Source organism: Macrococcoides bohemicum, from assembly GCF_003259675.1.
Taxonomy (GTDB): Bacteria; Bacillota; Bacilli; order Staphylococcales; family Staphylococcaceae; genus Macrococcoides; species Macrococcoides bohemicum.
The window spans coordinates 146,497-165,809 of record NZ_PZJG01000005.1 but is presented as its reverse complement, the minus strand read 5'-3'; the positions used below and the strand labels follow the sequence as shown (position 1 = coordinate 165,809).

Genomic DNA, 19,313 nt, shown 5'->3' with positions numbered 1-19,313 from the left:
GTTGTACTCTTGAAAAAGATTTATATTTATAGTATAACTAAGTCATTAATAAAGTAAAGCTTAAAATACAAAAAGAAGAGAGTGTTGTTAATGATCGTATGTAAATTTGGAGGTAGTAGCGTTGCAAACGCTCAGCAAATAAAGAAAATCCTAAATATAATAAATCAAGAAGAACAGAGAAAAATTGTAATTGTTTCTGCACCAGGCAAGAGAAATTCAGATGATATAAAAGTGACTGATTTATTAATTCAATTATACGATAAAGTACTGTTATGTGAAAAATATGACAATGAATTAAATGATATTCTTCACCGTTTTGAAAGTATCGAAAATGAATTAGGATTAACTACAACATTAACCCCTCTTTTTAATACACAACTTCTGGACTTTATACAAAAATATAATAATCAGCCATTACGATTACTTGATGCAATAAAAAGTTCAGGTGAAGATTTTAATGCACAGCTCATTGCAGCTTATAATAATCAAAATGGTATAAAAACAACTTATCTATCTCCGAAAGCATTAAATATGATCGTATCAGACGAACCTGGTAACGCGATTATTAATGATGATAGCTTCGAAAAAATTTATAAAGTAATTCAAAACATCGCAGGAAAAATAATTATTCCAGGATTTTTTGGTGTAAATGAAAACGGAGATCGTGTTACTTTCTCCAGAGGTGGAAGTGATATTACAGGTGCAATAATATCAAGAAGTGTTCATGCTGAAATATATGAAAATTTCACAGATGTTTCAGGAATTTTTGCCGCCAACCCTAATATAGTGGAAAATCCAGCTTCCATACACAACTTAACATATGCAGAAATGCGCGAACTTTCATATGCTGGGTTCAATGTTTTTCATGACGAAGCATTAATGCCATTATACAAAGAAGGTATACCCGTGAATATTAAAAATACAAACGATCCAGACCATCCTGGAACGATGATTACTAAATCAAGAGCTTCAAGTGGCGTTGTCGGTGTAAGTTGTGATTCTGGCTTTGTTAGTATAAATATGACTAAGTATTTAATGAATAGAGAAATAGGTTTCACAAGAAAGTTATTAACGATACTTGAAGACAATCATATTTCTTATGAACATATGCCATCTGGTATTGATGATATCAGTTTAATCATTAGAAAAAATAAGTTTAACGATAATTTGTATGAACTGATTACTGAAATAAAAAATCAACTTAATGTTGATGATATTTCTGTAGAAGAGAATATTGCAATTCTCATGATTGTTGGACTAGGAATGAAAACTCAGGTTGGTACAGCAAATAAAGCGACAGAAGCATTCAGAAAGAATAATATTAACTTGAAGATGATCAATCAGGGGTCTTCAGAAATTAGCATGATGTTTGGTATAGATGAAGCAGATGAAACGAAAGCAGTACAAGCCATTTATGATGCATATTTTACGGCATAAAAAAACAGCGCAAAAATGCGCTGTTTTTTACTCAATCTAGAATATCACTTTTTGATTATGTAACCAATCAATTGTCAATTCATTTAAATCAAAATGTGCTAGTTTTTGACGTTGTAATTTACCCTCAACAAATGAATCCAAATAGATATCATTATTAAAAATTTGATGATGAACATGATAAATTTCGTGTGTTTGTGAAAATTCACTTATTATCTCCAATAATTGTTGCTTCTTATCATCTGACCAATTCTTTGTCAAATGAATATGAAATAAAATAACAGCTTCATCGTCCGGTAATGTAGCAACTACATCTGGTAAAAGCGTAAGTTCATCGCCTTCTAATATTTCTATAGGATGTTCCAGAAATACTTTACGTGCTTTCATAAAATGTTTACGTCGCTTTGTCTCTTCTGGATAATAGAGACTCATCAGCCAGAAATACTCATCATCCAGCGTTAAATCAATCTTATTTTTTGTGATACCCACCTTTTTTTGTGGATGTGCAAGATTTGAAATATCAAACCCTTCGTCATAACCATTTAATTTTACTTTAATATTAAAATCTTTCGTATTACCAATTTCTATTTTTTTATTAAAGGTATAGCCATACCAATCATAATTTAACAATAATCCACCCTTTGAACCGAGTTCTACAACATTAAATTGTTCCTGTCCACTTAACTTAATAATATGTTGAAAAACTGGAACTAACACAGAAGAACGTTCTACAATATTCTTCTTTAAGTTAAAACGTTCAATGTCACTTAAAATATCAGAAAAATGAGATTCTTGAAAAGTTAGAAAAGCTTTTATCATCTCTTTTGAAGGTTTCTTCGGATTATTAGTGAAGTTTAAATAATACTCTCGAAGCTGATCTTCATAAATATATAAATGTTTTAACACAGAAGATAAGTATAAAGAAATAAAGTGCGCATTAAAAAAATGAGGCTTTATCTTTAACATTAAATTATCTTCTTCTGCGATTTGCTTTGTAATAAAGCTATATAGAGGACTGTCTTCTTTAACAGCTTCCGAATATGCAATAAATTGCTTTTTAATTTTTTCTGGCATCTTGCTGCCTCCATTTATTTATTTATAAACTATTAATTCTATATTTTTCATAATAAATATAAATAATAATTAGCCACATTCAACATATTCTATATTAATCTATGGATAGTTTCAATATGTATATACCCTTTTTAATTATTTTTAATAATATTATTATTTTAAAATTATCATACTATTTAAGTGTGAATTCTATGTAAATCTTTCACATAATGTGTAAAATAACATTTACATTAGATATATAGATATTGCAAACAATAATTATTTTTTTAATGACGAAAAAGAAACGGATGTAACTTTAAATGACGGCGTAATATTAAATATCCAGAATGCTGTGAAAGTTAAAATTGAGAAAAATAATCAAAAAAAACAAACCGCCAACTATTGTTGGCGGTTAAATCTATATTAATAATGCTTTAAGTACTGCTCAATTTCCCACTCAGAAACTTGTAGACGATACATGTCCCACTCAATGCCTTTTGATCTTACGAATTGGCGGTAAATATGCTCACCTAATGCTTCTTTCATTAAGCCATCTTCACGCATTGCTTTAATCGCAGTATATAAAGTTGATGGTAAATCTTCGATACCAACAGATTCACGTTCTTCACGGTTCATTTCGTAAATATTTTGATCTACTGGTGCTGGTGCTTCTAATTTATTCTTAATACCATCTAATCCAGCTTGTAAAATTACTGCTAACGCCATGTATGGGTTTGCTGCTGGATCTACTGAACGTACTTCAACACGTGTAGATAAACCACGAGATGATGGGATTCGAATTAATGGAGAACGGTTTTGTCCACTCCATGCAACATATACAGGTGCTTCATATCCAGGTACTAAACGTTTGTATGAGTTAACTAATGGGTTACATACCGCAGTAAATCCTCTCGCATGTTTCATAATACCAGCGATGAAGTGACGCGCATCATCTGATAACTGCATATCTCCACTTTCATCAAAGAACGCATTTTCTTTTGGTCCTTTGAATAATGACACGTTAAAGTGCATTCCTGATCCACTTAAACCGAATAATGGTTTCGGCATAAATGTCGCATGTAAATTATGTTTACGAGCAATTGTCTTAACTACTAATTTGAATGTTTGAATGTTATCACAAGCTGTAATCGCATCTGCATATTTAAAGTCAATTTCATGTTGTCCAGGTGCTACTTCATGGTGAGATGCTTCGATATCAAAGCCCATATCTTCTAATTCAAGCACGATATCACGACGGCAGTTTTCACCTAAGTCGGTTGGTGCTAAATCGAAATAACCACCTTGGTCATTTAATTCTAATGTTGGTTCACCTTTTTCATCTAATTTGAAAAGGAAGAACTCCGGCTCTGGCCCTAAGTTGAAATCTGTAAATCCTAACTCTCTCATTTCTTGTAATACGCGTTTTAAGTTAGAACGTGGGTCTCCGGCAAATGGTGTGCCGTCTGGTTTATGAATATCACAGATTAAACGCGCTACTTTACCTTTATCAGATGTCCAAGGGAAAATTACCCAAGTATCTAAGTCAGGATATAATTTCATATCAGATTCTTCAATGCGTACGAAACCTTCAATAGATGATCCATCAAACATCATTTCATTATCTAATGCTTTGTCTAACTGACTGATTGGAATCTCAACGTTCTTGATTGCTCCTAAAATATCAGTAAATTGTAATCTTAAATAACGTACGTTTTGTTCCTCTGCAAATCTTTTAATATCTTCCTTAGTGTATTTAGCCATAATAGCCTCCAATAAATTTATTTGAAAAATCTTGATAAATCTCCACGGTTAATAGGTATTTCTGTCTTACTGTTAAGTTCACTAACATCATAATATAAAGATTCTTTCACTTCAAACGATGTATTAATCGCACTTTCTTTCTCATATAATAATGTTTTGATACGTTTCATATTAAATCCTTTTTCAAGTAACAATTTAATATCAAGCAAAATATCAAGATCATTCATTGAAAATAAGCGTTGATTACCTTCAGTGCGTTCAGGTTTTATCAACTGCTGTTCTTCATAGTAACGAATTTGTCTCGCCGTTAGCTCTGTTAATTTCATTACTACACCTATAGGAAATACCGGCATGTTTCTTCTTACTTTATCACTTGCCAATTTTGCACCTCCGCTAAGAACTATTTATAAATTAACACACTTTTTTTCAAAAAACAAATCCATGTAAGGAAACCTTACATGGATTTGTTTTATAAAGTTAAAACCTGTTTTTCAACTAAATTTTCAATCGCTTTAATTATGGCTAGTTTCACATGTTCATATGTTAATCCACCTTGAATATAAGCTTCATAAGGGGCACGAATAGGACCGTCTGCAGTCAATTCAATCGATGCACCTTGAATGAACGTTCCCGCCGCCATGATTACATCATCAGTGTATCCCGGCATATACGCTGGCATCGGTAAGAATTGCGAATTAATTGGTGAAGCACTTTGTATCGCCTGACAGAATAATATCATCTTCTCTTTATCATTAAAAGTAACCGATTGTATCAAATCAGTACGGTAGTCATCAAAACGTGGTGTAGTTTCCATACCTAATTGTGATAGTATTGCACTTGTAAACACCGCACCCTTTAAAGCCTGACTGACAACGTGCGGACTTAAGAAAAATCCCTGATACATTTCAAGCAGACTAAATAATGTTGCGCCAGCTTCTTTTCCGATGCCAGGCGCTGTTAATCGATAACCGATACGTTCTATTAAATCTTTTCTACCGGATATATAACCCCCTATTTTACATATGCCACCACCAGGATTTTTGATCAAACTGCCTGCAATTAGATCCGCACCTACTTCAATCGGCTCTCTATCTTCAACAAATTCACCATAACAATTATCGACAAATATAATCACATTTGGATATTGTGCCTTAATCGCTTGAATAGCAGATTCAATTTGTACAATGGTAAGCGATGGTCTTGAGCTATAACCTTTTGAACGTTGTATTGCAATCATCTTCGTATTGTCACTCACAGCATCAAGTACTGAAGAAATATTTATCTGATTATCTTTCAATTCAATATGTTGATATTTCACACCTTGTTCTATTAATGAACCTATACCCTTTCCTTCTACACCGATTACTTCAAGCAGGGTATCGTATGGCTTTCCGGTAATATAGATCAGTTCATCTCCATGCATTAAATTCGCTTGCAGTGCAAGTGTAATTGCATGAGTTCCAGAGATAACTTGTGGTCTAACAATTGTGTCTTCAGCTTTAAATACATGACTATACACCGCTTCAAGATTATCTCGTCCCATGTCGTCATAACCATATCCGTTTGAGCCCACTAAATCTCCTTCAGAAATTTTCAAGGCACTGAAAGCATCCAACACTTTTTTCTGATTAAACAGAGCTCTTTGTTCAATCAGTTTCAATGTTTCAGCTATTTTTATATCTGTTTGTTCAATTAAATGCTGTAAAGCATCATATTCTGTTATCTTCATTATTATCCTCTGTTTCTGTGTATATTGTTTCAACTGCTTTGTGATTCATCAATTGTTCAGTAACACCGTTTTCAGGATTTTCATATCCTTTAATTTCGTATAGGTTACTCATTTCATTAAATTTAATATTTTCTACGAGCGTCGTTTCCTTCAAGGTAGAAATAGTCTGACCTTCATAATCCAGCATCTTAATATGATATGACTGCATTTCGGTTTTAATTAAATTGACCAGTGCTGCTTTAAAGCGTGATACATCTTCAAGGTCGTTAACTGACACAACAAGTTGATGAGGACCCGTTGTTTCAACAGACGATTCAAGTAAATCTTTTTTATTATATAAAGTAAGCATCGGAATATTTTTCATATCGAGGTCTGCAAGAATATATTCAACCGTTTTAATATGATTCATATAATCTGGATGACTGCGATCGACCACATGGACAATCACATCTGCATACTTTGCTTCTTCAAGTGTCGAACTAAATGCTTCTACAAGATGCGTCGGTAGCTGCTGAATAAATCCAACTGTATCACTTAATAAAATATTAAAGCCATCATTGACTTTCATAATTTTACTTTTCGGATCAAGTGTCGCAAATAATTTATCTTCCATAAATGTGTCACTTTCAGTCAATTTATTAAACCAAGTTGATTTCCCGGCATTTGTATAACCAACAAGCGCCACCTGGAACATCTGTTTTTTCTGCCGATTTTCTCGATATCTTTTACGGTGATCCTTTATTACTTCAAGCTGTGTTTTAATATCATGAATTTTATTACGAATATGTCGTCTATTCATTTCAAGCTTTGTTTCACCAGGTCCACGTGTACCAATACCCCCACCTAGACGTGATAATGATTGACCATGACCACTTAAACGTGGTAATAAATATTCCAACTGAGCAAGTTCTACTTGTAGTTTACCTTCTCTGCTTTTTGCGCGTTGCGCAAATATATCTAAAATAACCTGCGTTCTATCAATGATCTTACAGTCCAGCATCTCATTAAGACGCTTTGATTGAGAATTTGTTAATTCATCATTAACAACAACAACATCAAATTCCAAATCACCGCGTTCTTTTAATTCGATAATTTCTTCTATCTTTCCTTTTCCCAGATAAAATGAATGATCAGTACGATCTTTATTTTGTATTACAGTATCGACTACTTCGAGCCCTGCTGTTTCACATAATGATCTCATCTCTGAAACACTCGCCTGAAAGTCAAAATCTGTTTCTATTTTTAAGTGAACTGCTATAATAAGAGCACGTTCTATATTTATATGTGTATCGTTCAAAATATCACCTCTTACAATAGTTTGCGGTAAAACATTAAAATAAACAAGTAGAAAGGAAGAAACAACATGTCAATTTATGATATTAATGTTACAAATACAAAACATGAAACATACCCTTTATCACAATATAAAGGTAAAACAATGCTAGTTGTCAATACTGCCAGTGAATGCGGTTTTACTAAACAATTCGATGGACTGGAGAAAATTTATCAACAATATAAGGATCAGGATTTTATCGTTTTAGGTTTTCCGTGCAATCAATTTGGTAACCAGGAACCAGGTGATGGTGCTGAGGCTGAACAAAACTGTCGATTAAATTTCGGCGTAACCTTCCCTATGCATGATAAAATAGAGGTAAATGGTGACAATGCACATCCTTTATTTAAATATTTAAAACAAGAAACAAAAGGATTACTTGGTGACGGTATCAAATGGAATTTCACAAAATTTCTTGTGGATAAAGAAGGAAATGTTGTTAACCGATACGCACCAACAAAGACACCTGAATCATTAACTGAGGATATCGAAAAGATTCTTTAAGATATCACTTATTTAGTGTAATGATGAATGATAAAGATTAACAGCAAAAAAAGAACAAATCCATCACTGGATTTGTTCTATTGTTTTGTTTGCATCACATTATTCTACAAAAGTACTAATTGCATGTTTATAAATAAGGTTTTCTTTTTCTCCGACATTAAGTAAAATAACGTATTTGTCAAAGTCTAATACGATACCTTTCATTTGAAAGCCATTCGTTAAGAAAACAGTCAGTTCTGTTCTGTTTGTCTTGTACTTCTCTAAAAATGCATCCTGCAGATTACCTGAATTTGTCATAATAATTCCCCTCTATATTTGTCATTATTTGATCACCCATTGCTTTAATGGATAAATCGCTACTGTCAAACCATTCAATCGACATCTGGTTGTTAAACCATGTCAATTGACGCTTTGCGAAATTCCTAGAATTTTGCTGCAAACTATCTACCGCTTGATTCAATGAAACTTCTCCATCTATATAAGGAATTATCTCTTTATACCCTATTGCAGTCATGCTTTGTTTATCTCTATAGCCACTGTCTATTAAGTTACCTACTTCTTGTACCAATCCCTGGTCAATCATAAGTAATACACGATGGTTGATTCGTTTATATAATGTAGAACGCGGCATATTAAGTCCTATAATAACTGTATCATATTTTTCATTGATTGTCTGACTTTTTTTTTGCGTCGTAATTGATTTTTTGTGCATCTCAAAATAAATAATTGCTCTGATTATTCGTTGCTTATTATTTGGATGTATTACAGATGCCGCTTCAGCATCTAATTCAGTCAATATTTGATAAAGTTCGTTCTGTTCCAGTTGATTATATTTTTCCTGTAATTGCATCTTTTCACTCTGATTTTCTTCAACAAATTCATATTGATACAATAAACTCTGAATATAAAGTCCAGTACCACCAACAACCATCGGGGTTTTTCCACGTGCATATATATCTTCAATTATTGCTTCCGCATGTATTTTAAACTGTGCGGCTGAATATGGTTCATCAGGCTCTAAAATATCAATTAAATGATGTGGAATTCCATCCTTTTCTTCTTCAGTAATCTTAGCGCTGCCGATATCCATGCCCCGATAAACTTGTATAGCATCACCGCTAATGATTTCTCCGTCAACACGTTTTGCAATTTCTATACTTAATGCTGTTTTGCCGACTGCAGTTGGCCCTACAATTACGATTAAAGGTATCTTATTCATTTCGGTTTAACCACTTCCCAATATTATTTAATACTTCTTGTTGATTTTTTTCAAACAATACTTCATGTCTTGCATTTTCATAGAGCTGAACATATACATGATGAATACCACACTTATTAAATAGCTTCCCTGTTTTATCTACACCTTTTCCGAAATTTGAGAAAGGGTCATCCTGGCCAGCTACCAGAAGAATCTTAAGATTTTTATTCATGCGTTTAACATTCTTCTTACTGCTTGTAAACTTTAATGATTCATTAATTGAATTTAAAGCACCTATCGACATATTAAATCCTGCATCAGGATCTGAGACAAAAGCATCGACATTATCCTCATTCAAACTGATCCAGTCACTCTCTGTTCGTAATGGTCTGAACTTACGATTAAAATCGTTCAGAGTCAATTTATTGACGAAATCTAGCTTCTTATAGGGTGGATGTATTTTTAATAGTGGTTTAAGCAATAGCGCAGCTGCCTCAAATTTCTTATTATAGAAACTAGTACCTGACAATATGAGTCTATCGAATAAACCAGGGTAATTAATAACATATTTTCTAGCGACGATACTTCCCATAGAATGTCCGAACAAAATAAATTCTCCTTTAAAATCAAATGTTTCAAATATTTCATATGCATCCTCTACCAAAGTATCAATCGATGGGAAATGTCCTTGTTCTGAACTTCCAATATCCTTGCCATGCCCTCTGTGATCATGTATCAGCACATCATACCCCATATCACAGAAATATCTGCACACTGCATCATAACGTTCTTTGTGTTCGGCCATACCATGAATCATCTGAATGACACCCTTACTTTTTTCTGGTCTATATAATTTAAATGCAATACGTGTGTTATCCTTTAACGTAATAAACTTATTCGTAATTTCCATCATTCTTCACCTCATCTATATTATAACGAAACTATTTATTTTCGTCATAATCTTATCCTCGAATTAAATATAGTAAAACCATCCAAATAAAATTATTCGGATGGTTTTATTCACAATGGTTATTCGTCTTTATTTATTCTACAGAAACTTGAACTGAAGGAGATTTTGCTTCATGAATCTTTTGTTCAAGCTCACGTGTGTAATCTTCTCGTTGTCCGTTGTCATAATTGAGCAAATTAGCCATCGTATCTATAACCGCTTCCTTACGCTGTTCAACTTTATGAATATCAAAATAGAGATCACCTGTTCTACGTGTCAAGAAGTCAGTCGGTTTAACGACCATTTCTTCCTGTATTGAATACACAAGTTGTGCGTAATAAACTAATGGCAATCCGTTCACTTGAGCAGTATGTTTTGTATGTGCAATGTTAAATAATTTCTCTACATTTGAACCATACTTTTTAATCAGAAATCTTTGTTCATCTTCCGGCAGATAACTATAGAGTTCAGGTTTCAGTGACTTTTCAATAAAGTGCTCGAAATTAGCACTGCCTCCTACATCTCCGCCAGAAATTGTTGTATGCTTAGTGTTGCTTTCTTTAAAGTTAAGCTTATATTCTTCTTTTAAACGTTTTGCGACTAAATCAACGATTTCCTGAGCCATATGACGATATCCTGTTAATTTACCACCGGCAATCGTCAGAAGGCCAGATTTACCTTCCCAAATTTCATCCTTACGTGAAATTTCAGATGGATCTTTCCCTTTTTCTAAGATTAGCGGACGAATACCTGCCCAAGTTGATTCAATATCCTCGTCTGTAATTTTTACAGTCGGGAACATATAGTTGATTGCATCAATGATATAATCTCGATCTTCCTGTGTTACTTTCGGACTTGTTTTATCATTATTGTAGAAAGTATCTGTAGTTCCGACATACGTTTTGCCATCACGAGGAATCGCAAAAATCATACGTTTATCACTTTCAGTATCAAAGTATACTGCCTGTTTTAAAGGAAAAACACTTTCATCAAAGACAAGATGAATCCCTTTAGTCAGACGGAGTTGCTTATTATTTATTGAATAATCTTTTCCACGCACTTCATCAACCCATGGTCCAGATGCATTAACAACTTTACGACCTTTAATTTTAAACTTTGTATTAGAGATAGTATCTATAGCTTCAATACCATTTACTTTCTTTTTCTTATCATAAGTAAAGCCTGTTGCTTTCGTATAGTTTAATATATCTGCACCAAATTCTGCCGCACGTTTCATCACTTCAATCGTCATACGCGCATCATCTGTTTTGTATTCAACATAATAGCCCCCACCCTTAAGGCCATTTTCTTTCACTAGGGGCTCTTTTGCTAATGTTTCTTGCACGGATAGCATCGTTCTTCTTTCCGATTTCTTTACACCTGCTAAGAAGTCATAAACTTTTAATGCAAGAGACGTTGTTGCTGGTCCAAACGTACCCCCTTTATGCATCGGTAAGAGCATCCATTCTGGTGTCGTTACATGAGGTCCATTTTCATAAACAATCGCTCTTTCTTTCCCAGTCTCACTTACAACGCCAATTTGCAGCTGTTTTAAGTAACGTAATCCACCATGAACAAGCTTTGTTGAACGTGAAGAAGTTCCGCTTGCAAAGTCCTGCATTTCAACGAGTGCGACCTTCATACCGCGCTGTGCTGCATCAAATGCGATACCTGCACCGGTGATACCACCACCAACCACTACGATATCATAATATTCTTCCTTCATTTTGTTCAATGTTTGATTTCTATTCAGACTTGAAAGTTGCATTATTATTCCTCCATAAAAACTTATTTTTTAAATACTTGTGTCGCTTTAACCGCTGTCTGCCATCCTTTATATAAATCATCTCTCTTTGTTTCATCCATTTTTGGATCGAACTGCTTTTCAAGGTTCCAGCGATCACGAATTTCATCTTTTGATTTCCAGTAACCTACTGCAAGTCCAGCCAGGTATGCTGCACCTAAGGCTGTTGTCTCGTTAATTTCCGGTCGCTCTACCGGTACATCTAAAATATCAGACTGGAACTGCATCAAGAAATCATTCTTGACAGCGCCACCATCAACTCTTAATGTCTTGACTTCAATCTTCGAATCTTTTTCCATCGCATCAAGAACATCACGGGTTTGATATGCAAGTGACTCAAGAGTCGCACGAATAAAATGTTCTTTTTGTGTACCACGCGTTAAACCGAAAACTGCACCGCGTGCTTCAGAATCCCAGTAAGGTGTACCTAGTCCAACAAATGCAGGAACGACATACACACCATCAGCATCTGTAACATTTGTAGCATACTCTTCACTTTGAGGAGCACTTTGAATCATACGCATACCATCACGCAACCATTGAATTGCACTTCCCGCAACAAAGATGGATCCTTCAAGCGCATAGTTGACTTTGCCATCAATACCATAAGCTAAAGTCGTTAATAAGCCATTTTCACTCTTAACTGCTTTTTCGCCTGTGTTCATTAACATAAAGCAACCTGTACCATATGTGTTCTTAGCTTCTCCTGACTCGAAGCATGCTTGCCCAAATAACGCTGCCTGCTGATCACCAGCAATACCTGCAATCGGAATCTGATGACCAAAGAAATGATGATTTGCTGTTTTACCGTATACTTCACTTGACGGGCGTACTTCAGGTAACATTGAAGCAGGTACAGTTAAATATTCAAGCAGCTGTTCATCCCATTTCAATTCATGAATGTTATACATCAATGTACGACTTGCATTTGAGTAATCCGTCACGTGTACTTTACAGCCTGACAGCTTCCATACGAGCCATGAATCAATCGTACCGAATAATAGATCACCATTCTCAGCTTTTTCTCTAGCTCCTTCAACATTATCAAGAATCCATTTGACTTTCGTACCAGAAAAATAAGGGTCGAGTAAAAGACCGGTCTTCTCTCTAAATTCATCTTCTAATCCTTTATCTTTAAGATCATTACAGATTTCCTGCGTTTGACGAGACTGCCATACGATTGCATTATAGATTGGACGCTCTGTATTCTTATCCCATACGACTGCTGTTTCACGTTGATTTGTGATACCAATACCCGCAATCTGATCAGGTCTAATATTCGATTCTGTAAGAACGGACGCAAAACATGACAATACAGTCGACCAGATTTCATTGGCATCATGTTCTACCCAACCTGCTTTTGGGAAATGCTGCGTAAATTCTCTTTGAGATACCCCTTTAATCTCCCCGTCTTTATTAAAAACGATTACACGTGTACTTGTTGTCCCTTGATCAATTGATAAAATGTATTTTTCCATAATCATCACCCTTTTGTTTTATATTAAGTCAGTTTTTTCATTCTTTAACACTGCTTTATTCAAGAATACACCAAGCACTAATGTAGCGACAATTAATGCGATTGATAAACCAAATAACATATATTGATCTTCTTTGAATAAAACATGGAATAATGTAGCGCCGAAGACACCACCAACCATCGGACCTACCATTGGAACCACTGCATATTTCCAGTTGGAAGACCCTTTACCTGGTATCGGCAGAATCGTATGAGCGATACGCGGACCCCAGTCACGTGCCGGATTAATTGCATATCCCGTTGTTCCACCTAAACTTACTCCGATGGCTATAATCAATAACCCTACTACTAGAGGGTTTAAGCCTTCAGAAAATTTATTTCCGCCAATGAATAACAGTGACATAACTAAGATTGATGTTCCTATGATTTCCGATACAAAGTTAGAAACATAGTTAGGATAAGCCGGTCCTGTTGCAAATACGCCAAGTTTAGTACCTGCTTCGTCTTCTTCTTTAAAGTGCGGCATAAACTGGAACCATACTAATGTCGCACCAAGTACACCTCCAACCATCTGCCCTGCAAAATATGGAAGGACTTGATTCCACGGAAGGCTCCCATCAACTGCCATTCCTATTGTAACTGCTGGATTTAAATGCGCACCAGTAATTGATCCAACTGCATACACACCCATAACAACAGCAAGACCCCAACCTACTGCGATAACAATCCAGTCACTGCCTTTTGCGTACGTCCCCTTTAAATTAACGTTCGCATTTACACCACAACCAAATAAAATTAAGATTGCAGTACCAATTAATTCTCCCACAAAAGCATTCATAGACCCATCCTCTTTGTTTAGTTAAGTTAAAAAAAGACAAAGAGACCCCTAATACTTTATATTAGAGGTCTCTTCTACTCGTCCCAGTTATTAACTTAACATAATCATATCTAATTATGTAAACGGTGTCAATTATTTTATTTCACAATGTTTCCAAAGTTCCTTATTGCTTGTCGTCACATATGTTGCACCTGCAGATAATGCCTTCTCTACTTCCTCTGGATATTCAATAAGGCCCCCGGCTATAATTTTTTTACCGGTTACTTTGTGAATATTTTCAATTGCCTTATAAAGCAGACCAGGCAGAACTTCAACAAAATCAGGATCAGCACTTTGTATGAGTTCATAACTTTTTTTCAGTGCATTTGAGTCTATAATAAACGTTCTGAGAATCGTTTTAACCCCAAGCTGGTTCGCTCTTTTTATAATTTTGGGTTTTGTGGATACAATGCCTTCAACTTTATACTTCTGTATAATATACTCTGCGGCATATTCGTCAGTTGACATACCCTTAATCAAATCAATATGAATAAATGCTGACTTTTGATGTTGATTTAGAAATTGAATATAGTGACTGACATGACCAATATGCACATCTAATATGACACAGGTGGAATACTGAGTCGTCACAAATTTTTCAAGATCTTTCATAGAACGGATTGCTGGTAAAATCATTACATCACCCTCTTAAATAGTTTCTCAAGTTCATACGTTGTAAACTGAATGATAATCGGACGTCCATGTGGACATGTAAAAGGTTCATTCGTTTGTGCGAGCTCATTTATTAATCGCATCATATCTTCATGCTTTAAATAATGGTTTGCTTTTATTGATTTCTTGCAGCTCATCATAATCGCAGTCTCTTCTCTGAATTTATTTAAATCCACATGCTGATGTTCAAATAAATATTCAATAAGATCTTCAATCGTTGATTTCGCGTCATCAGGAAACCATATAGGCACTTCATTGACGACATAATCTCGACCACCGAAGTGTTCAAGTGTTACACCTATTTCTGATAATTTTTCCTGAAGCATAGAAAACTTCATTGCTTCATCTTGTGTTAACTGTAAATTAACCGGAAATAGTAAAGACTGTAATTCATGGCTTACTTCTCCGATTTTATTTTTAAAGTATTCATATTTAATACGTTCCTGAGCGGCATGCTGATCAATCATAAACATTCCCGACTCATTTTGACAGACAATATAAGTACCATGTACTTGCCCAACAACCTCTAAATATGGAAGTTTTCGGGGTTGAATTTGTATTGCTTCATTTTGAGGTAAATCTTCAGTCGTCTTTACAATCTCTGTTTCGAAGTTAAACGAGTCTCTATTCATATCTTGTTTCGTTTCTACAAGTCGATTATGTATATTGATTTTGTCAGCAGAATTGCGCTTTGTATCTCCTTCTTTTGTAGATGCCTTATCGCTATTATTACTATCTACATAATCATATTCACTATGAACAACTTCTGTTGTAACATCAGATGCAGTAGACTGTTCATTACTAAATGAACTTTTAAAATCAGGACTTTGATTTTCCTTTACAACTTGCTCAGAAATACGATGATCATATTCAAACTTTTGTTGTTCGAATTGTTCAAGTACTTTATTCTTGGTGGTAACTTTCGGTATTAAATTTTGTCCGAGTAGTTTCTCCTTGATTAACTGTTCAATTAATTGCATTAACTGTGGTTCTTTTGACAATCTGACTTCCTGCTTTGTTGGGTGCACATTCACATCAACAAGTCCAGGATCCATCGAAATATGAATACTTACAATCGGATATCTGCCGATCGGTAATAAAGTATGATAGCCATTGATAATCGCTTTCGTGAGCATAAAGTTTTTAATATAACGACCATTGATAAATATCGACATGTAATGTCGATTACTTCTTGTATGTTCTGGCTTAGCGATATACCCATTCACTTTATAATCGCCTGTCTCACCATTAATTTCTACAATATCTTTTGCAATCTTCATACCATATATGACAGCGATTGCTTCATTTAACTTACCATTGCCAATGGATTGAACAACTACTTTTCCCTCACTTATTAAAGTAAACTGTATTTCAGAATAACTCATTATAAATCGATTCATAATATCAGTTATTTTACCGAGTTCGGTCTGTAAACTTTTAACATATTTTAATCGAGCAGGTGTATTATAAAATAAATCTTCGACAATCAGTTCAGTTCCTACACGCGCTGCATGAAGATTACGGCTGACAATTTGACTATTTTCAACTTTAATTTGATGTCCAACTTCACCATCACTACATGTATTCACTGTCACACGACTTACTGAAGCAATTGAAGCTAACGCTTCTCCTCTAAATCCTAATGTGCGAATATGGAATAAATCATGATCATCTGAAATCTTACTCGTTGCATGTCTTAAAAACATCAACTCCAGATCATCTTCATCAATACCTGAACCATTATCAGTTATTTTTATTCTTTTTAAACCTGCTTCTTCTACCGCAACAGTTATCTTTGTGGCACGAGCATCTATTGCATTCTCCACTAATTCTTTAACAACAGATTGCGGGCGTTCAATCACTTCACCTGCTGCAATTTTGTTACTCAATGAGGCATCTAATGTTTTTATAATACCCATTTATTCACCTACTTTATTTGAGACTTCAATTGTTGTAACTTGAGTAATGCTTCTATTGGTGTCATAGATTCTATCGTTAAATTCTTCAGTTCATCAATGACATTATTTTTTTCTGATTCACCAAACAGATCAAAAGATGGCTGCATTACAGTTTGTTGATCCTTGATGATTTCTTTACTGTAAACGTCAACACCTTTAATCTCATTTTGTTTTAAATCTTCTTTTTTATCATCTTTACTTACAAAATTTAAATCTTTAATGCTGTAATTTTCAAAAGTTTCTAATAGATGTCCTGCACGACTAATGATTTCTTCCGGGAGATTTGCCAGTTTTGCAACATGTATACCATAACTGTTTTCTACTGCTCCAGGCATAATTTTATGCAGAAAAATAAGTTCACCGTTATATTCTTTTGCTGCAACGTGTATATTGTTTAATCCATCAAGCGAATCATCTAAACCTACTAATTCGTGATAATGCGTTGAAAAAAGCGTTTTCGCACCGATATGATTATGAACATATTCTATCATGGATTGAGCAAGTGATAACCCGTCATATGTAGACGTACCACGTCCAATTTCATCAAAGATAATCAAACTATTTTCAGTTGCGTTTACTAAAGCATTTTTAGCCTCTAACATTTCCACCATAAATGTACTTTGACCACTGACTAAATCATCTGCAGCTCCAATTCTCGTAAAGATTTGATCGAATATCGGTAATTCTGCACGACTAGCTGGTACAAATGATCCCATCTGCGCCATAATACTAATCAATGCTACTTGGCGCATGTATGTCGATTTACCACTCATATTTGGTCCTGTGATTAAGTAAATAAAACCATTATCATCTAACAAACAATCATTTGGTACATATTGATCACGTTCCATCACCTGCTCTACTACAGGGTGTCTCGCATCTTTTATATCGAGCACACGACGGCTTGAAATTACCGGTTCTGTATAATTATTATTCGTTGCGACTTCACTAAAATTTTGCAGGCAGTCAAGTTCAGCAATGCGTTTTGCCTGGCGTTTTAAATTAGGAATATAAGCTTTTACCTGTTCACGTAATTCGATAAATGCTTCGTATTCCAAATCTATCGCCTTTTCTTCAGCGCCCAAAATCAATGCTTCTTTTTCTTTCAGTTCCTCAGTAATAAAACGCTCTGCATTACTTAATGTTTGCTTACGATCATATCCGAAATTAGCAATATCAATATTGACGAGATTCGCTTTTGAAATTTCGATATAATATCCAAATACTTTGTTATAGCTTATTTTAAGTGATTTAACACCTGTACGTTCACGTTCTTTTGCCTGTAGTTCCGCAAGCCATGCTTTACCATTTTTCTGGGCATCACGGTATTCATCAAGCGTAACATTATAGCCATCTTTAAAGATGCCACCTTCTTTTAGCGTGACTGGTGGTTCATCGACGATACTATCTTCCAGCATTTGATATAACGGTGCTAAACTTCGAATCCCGTCAAGCCCGCTAATAATATGTTGAAAAGGTTGCAGTAATTCATTAACTCTAGGCAATTGTTCTAATGAATATTTTAACTGTATCAAATCCTTCGCATTAACATTGCCAAACTGGACTCTACCCGCTAAGCGTTCAATATCATAGATGTGCGTTAAAGCTTCTCGTAGATTATGTCTTAATATAAATTCATCATTAAATAAACGAACAACTGATAATCGCGCTTCAATTTGTTCCTTATTTACTAGTGGTCGTTCAATCCAGTCCTTTAATCTGCGATTCCCCATTGGTGTTTTGCATTGATTATAGATGGATAAAAGCGTACCTTTTTTTGTTTTTAAACGGATGCTTTCCGTAAGCTCTAAGTTGCGCTTTGCATACATATCGAGCCTCATATGCCCCAGCGCTTTGTATGCAATTGGTTTATCGATATGGTTTAATGCCTTCATCTGTGTATCTTTAATATAGCTTAGTAGCAAATTAACTGCTGGTTGTAATTCAATATCTAGTTCATCGACCAGTTTAAAAGTGTCATGCGACTCATAGAAAGATACAACATTTGTCATCAGACGAATTTGCTGATCCATTGTTTGTGGTAATTCAAAATTTACTATAATCTCTTTCGGTGAAATACTGCTTAATTCATTCATCATCGTTGTTTCATCGCACTGTGTAACTTTTAATTCACCTGTTGAAACATCACTATAAGCGATAATATAATCATGTTCAATTTTATAAAGACAAGCTAAATAATTACTTTCATTCTCACTAATCATATCATCCATCACTGTTCCAGGTGTGATAATCTGAACGACTTCGCGCTTGACCATCCCTTTAGTCAGCTTAGGATCTTCCATTTGTTCAGCAATGGCTACTTTATAACCTTTTTCAATTAATCGTTCGATATAATTCTTTGCTGAATGGTGCGGTACTCCGCACATAGGAATCGCATTTTTCTTATCTCGACGTGTTAAAGTGATTTCCAGTTCTTTCGCTGCAAGTATCGCATCATCGTAAAACATCTCATAAAAATCACCAAGACGAAAGAATAGAATCGTGTCTTTATAAAGTTCTTTCATCTGTAAATATTGCGCCATCATCGGTGTTGGTTTAGACAT

Annotated in this window: 16 protein-coding genes; 2 read left to right on the top strand and 14 right to left on the bottom strand. The window is 34.7% G+C overall.

Translation table 11 applies throughout. The features are described 5' to 3' along the window. Positions 1 to 90: 90 nt before the first annotated feature. Positions 91 to 1,437 carry an aspartate kinase gene (locus BHX94_RS09430; protein WP_111746170.1) on the top strand — a complete coding sequence of 449 codons (1,347 nt, stop codon included), beginning with the start codon at positions 91 to 93 and terminating at the stop codon, positions 1,435 to 1,437. Positions 1,438 to 1,473: 36 nt separating this feature from the next. On the opposite strand, the gene BHX94_RS09425 is transcribed toward BHX94_RS09430, so the two are convergent. The 5 genes from BHX94_RS09425 to hflX form a co-directional block, all read right to left on the bottom strand. Further along, on the bottom strand, positions 1,474 to 2,508 hold the full coding sequence (locus tag BHX94_RS09425) for a DUF2332 family protein (protein WP_111746168.1): 1,035 nt from the start codon (positions 2,506 to 2,508) through the stop codon (positions 1,474 to 1,476). Positions 2,509 to 2,910: 402 nt separating this feature from the next. Further along, positions 2,911 to 4,248 carry a type I glutamate--ammonia ligase gene (gene glnA / locus BHX94_RS09420; protein ID WP_111746166.1) on the bottom strand — a complete coding sequence of 446 codons (1,338 nt, stop codon included), beginning with the start codon at positions 4,246 to 4,248 and terminating at the stop codon, positions 2,911 to 2,913. Between the two features lie 17 nt (positions 4,249 to 4,265). Further along, on the bottom strand, positions 4,266 to 4,601 hold the full coding sequence (locus tag BHX94_RS09415) for a MerR family transcriptional regulator (RefSeq protein ID WP_111746196.1): 336 nt from the start codon (positions 4,599 to 4,601) through the stop codon (positions 4,266 to 4,268). Positions 4,602 to 4,717: 116 nt separating this feature from the next. Further along, positions 4,718 to 5,977, bottom strand: a complete 1,260-nt coding sequence (locus BHX94_RS09410; RefSeq protein WP_111746164.1) for a methionine gamma-lyase family protein — start codon at positions 5,975 to 5,977, stop codon at positions 4,718 to 4,720. Next, positions 5,958 to 7,274, bottom strand: coding sequence for a GTPase HflX (hflX, locus tag BHX94_RS09405; protein WP_111746162.1), 1,317 nt, complete (start codon positions 7,272 to 7,274; stop codon positions 5,958 to 5,960). The genes BHX94_RS09410 and hflX overlap by 20 nt, the downstream gene beginning before the upstream one ends. 66 nt (positions 7,275 to 7,340) lie before the next feature. Here hflX and BHX94_RS09400 point away from each other — a divergent pair, with 66 nt between their 5' ends. Further along, positions 7,341 to 7,814: a glutathione peroxidase gene (locus BHX94_RS09400; protein ID WP_096076633.1), complete on the top strand. Its 474-nt coding sequence runs from the start codon at positions 7,341 to 7,343 to the stop codon at positions 7,812 to 7,814. Between the two features lie 99 nt (positions 7,815 to 7,913). On the opposite strand, the gene hfq is transcribed toward BHX94_RS09400, so the two are convergent. The 9 genes from hfq to mutS all read right to left on the bottom strand — a co-directional run bounded on the left by hfq (position 7,914) and on the right by mutS (position 19,313). Then, positions 7,914 to 8,111 carry an RNA chaperone Hfq gene (gene hfq, locus BHX94_RS09395; protein WP_111746160.1) on the bottom strand — a complete coding sequence of 66 codons (198 nt, stop codon included), beginning with the start codon at positions 8,109 to 8,111 and terminating at the stop codon, positions 7,914 to 7,916. Beyond that, positions 8,095 to 9,033, bottom strand: coding sequence for a tRNA (adenosine(37)-N6)-dimethylallyltransferase MiaA (gene miaA, locus BHX94_RS09390; RefSeq protein ID WP_111746158.1), 939 nt, complete (start codon positions 9,031 to 9,033; stop codon positions 8,095 to 8,097). Before miaA ends, hfq begins: the two co-directional genes overlap by 17 nt. Next, the gene (locus BHX94_RS09385; protein ID WP_111746156.1) at positions 9,026 to 9,925 is read right to left on the bottom strand and encodes an alpha/beta fold hydrolase; all 900 of its coding nucleotides are present in this window, start codon (positions 9,923 to 9,925) and stop codon (positions 9,026 to 9,028) included. Before BHX94_RS09385 ends, miaA begins: the two co-directional genes overlap by 8 nt. Before the next feature lie 130 nt (positions 9,926 to 10,055). Continuing rightward, positions 10,056 to 11,729 carry a glycerol-3-phosphate dehydrogenase/oxidase gene (locus tag BHX94_RS09380; RefSeq protein ID WP_111746154.1) on the bottom strand — a complete coding sequence of 558 codons (1,674 nt, stop codon included), beginning with the start codon at positions 11,727 to 11,729 and terminating at the stop codon, positions 10,056 to 10,058. A 20-nt stretch (positions 11,730 to 11,749) separates the two neighbouring features. Then, positions 11,750 to 13,243 (bottom strand): glycerol kinase GlpK, encoded by a 1,494-nt coding sequence (gene glpK, locus BHX94_RS09375; protein ID WP_111746152.1) that lies wholly within the window; start codon positions 13,241 to 13,243, stop codon positions 11,750 to 11,752. 18 nt (positions 13,244 to 13,261) lie between these two features. Then, positions 13,262 to 14,080, bottom strand: a complete 819-nt coding sequence (locus BHX94_RS09370; RefSeq protein ID WP_111746150.1) for an MIP/aquaporin family protein — start codon at positions 14,078 to 14,080, stop codon at positions 13,262 to 13,264. 132 nt (positions 14,081 to 14,212) lie between these two features. After that, complete coding sequence (locus BHX94_RS09365) at positions 14,213 to 14,755, bottom strand: glycerol-3-phosphate responsive antiterminator (RefSeq protein WP_111746148.1); 543 nt, start codon at positions 14,753 to 14,755, stop codon at positions 14,213 to 14,215. Continuing rightward, positions 14,755 to 16,710 carry a DNA mismatch repair endonuclease MutL gene (mutL, locus tag BHX94_RS09360; RefSeq protein ID WP_111746146.1) on the bottom strand — a complete coding sequence of 652 codons (1,956 nt, stop codon included), beginning with the start codon at positions 16,708 to 16,710 and terminating at the stop codon, positions 14,755 to 14,757. Before mutL ends, BHX94_RS09365 begins: the two co-directional genes overlap by 1 nt. A gap of 8 nt (positions 16,711 to 16,718) precedes the next feature. Then, positions 16,719 to 19,313 carry a DNA mismatch repair protein MutS gene (gene mutS / locus BHX94_RS09355; RefSeq protein ID WP_111746144.1) on the bottom strand — a complete coding sequence of 865 codons (2,595 nt, stop codon included), beginning with the start codon at positions 19,311 to 19,313 and terminating at the stop codon, positions 16,719 to 16,721.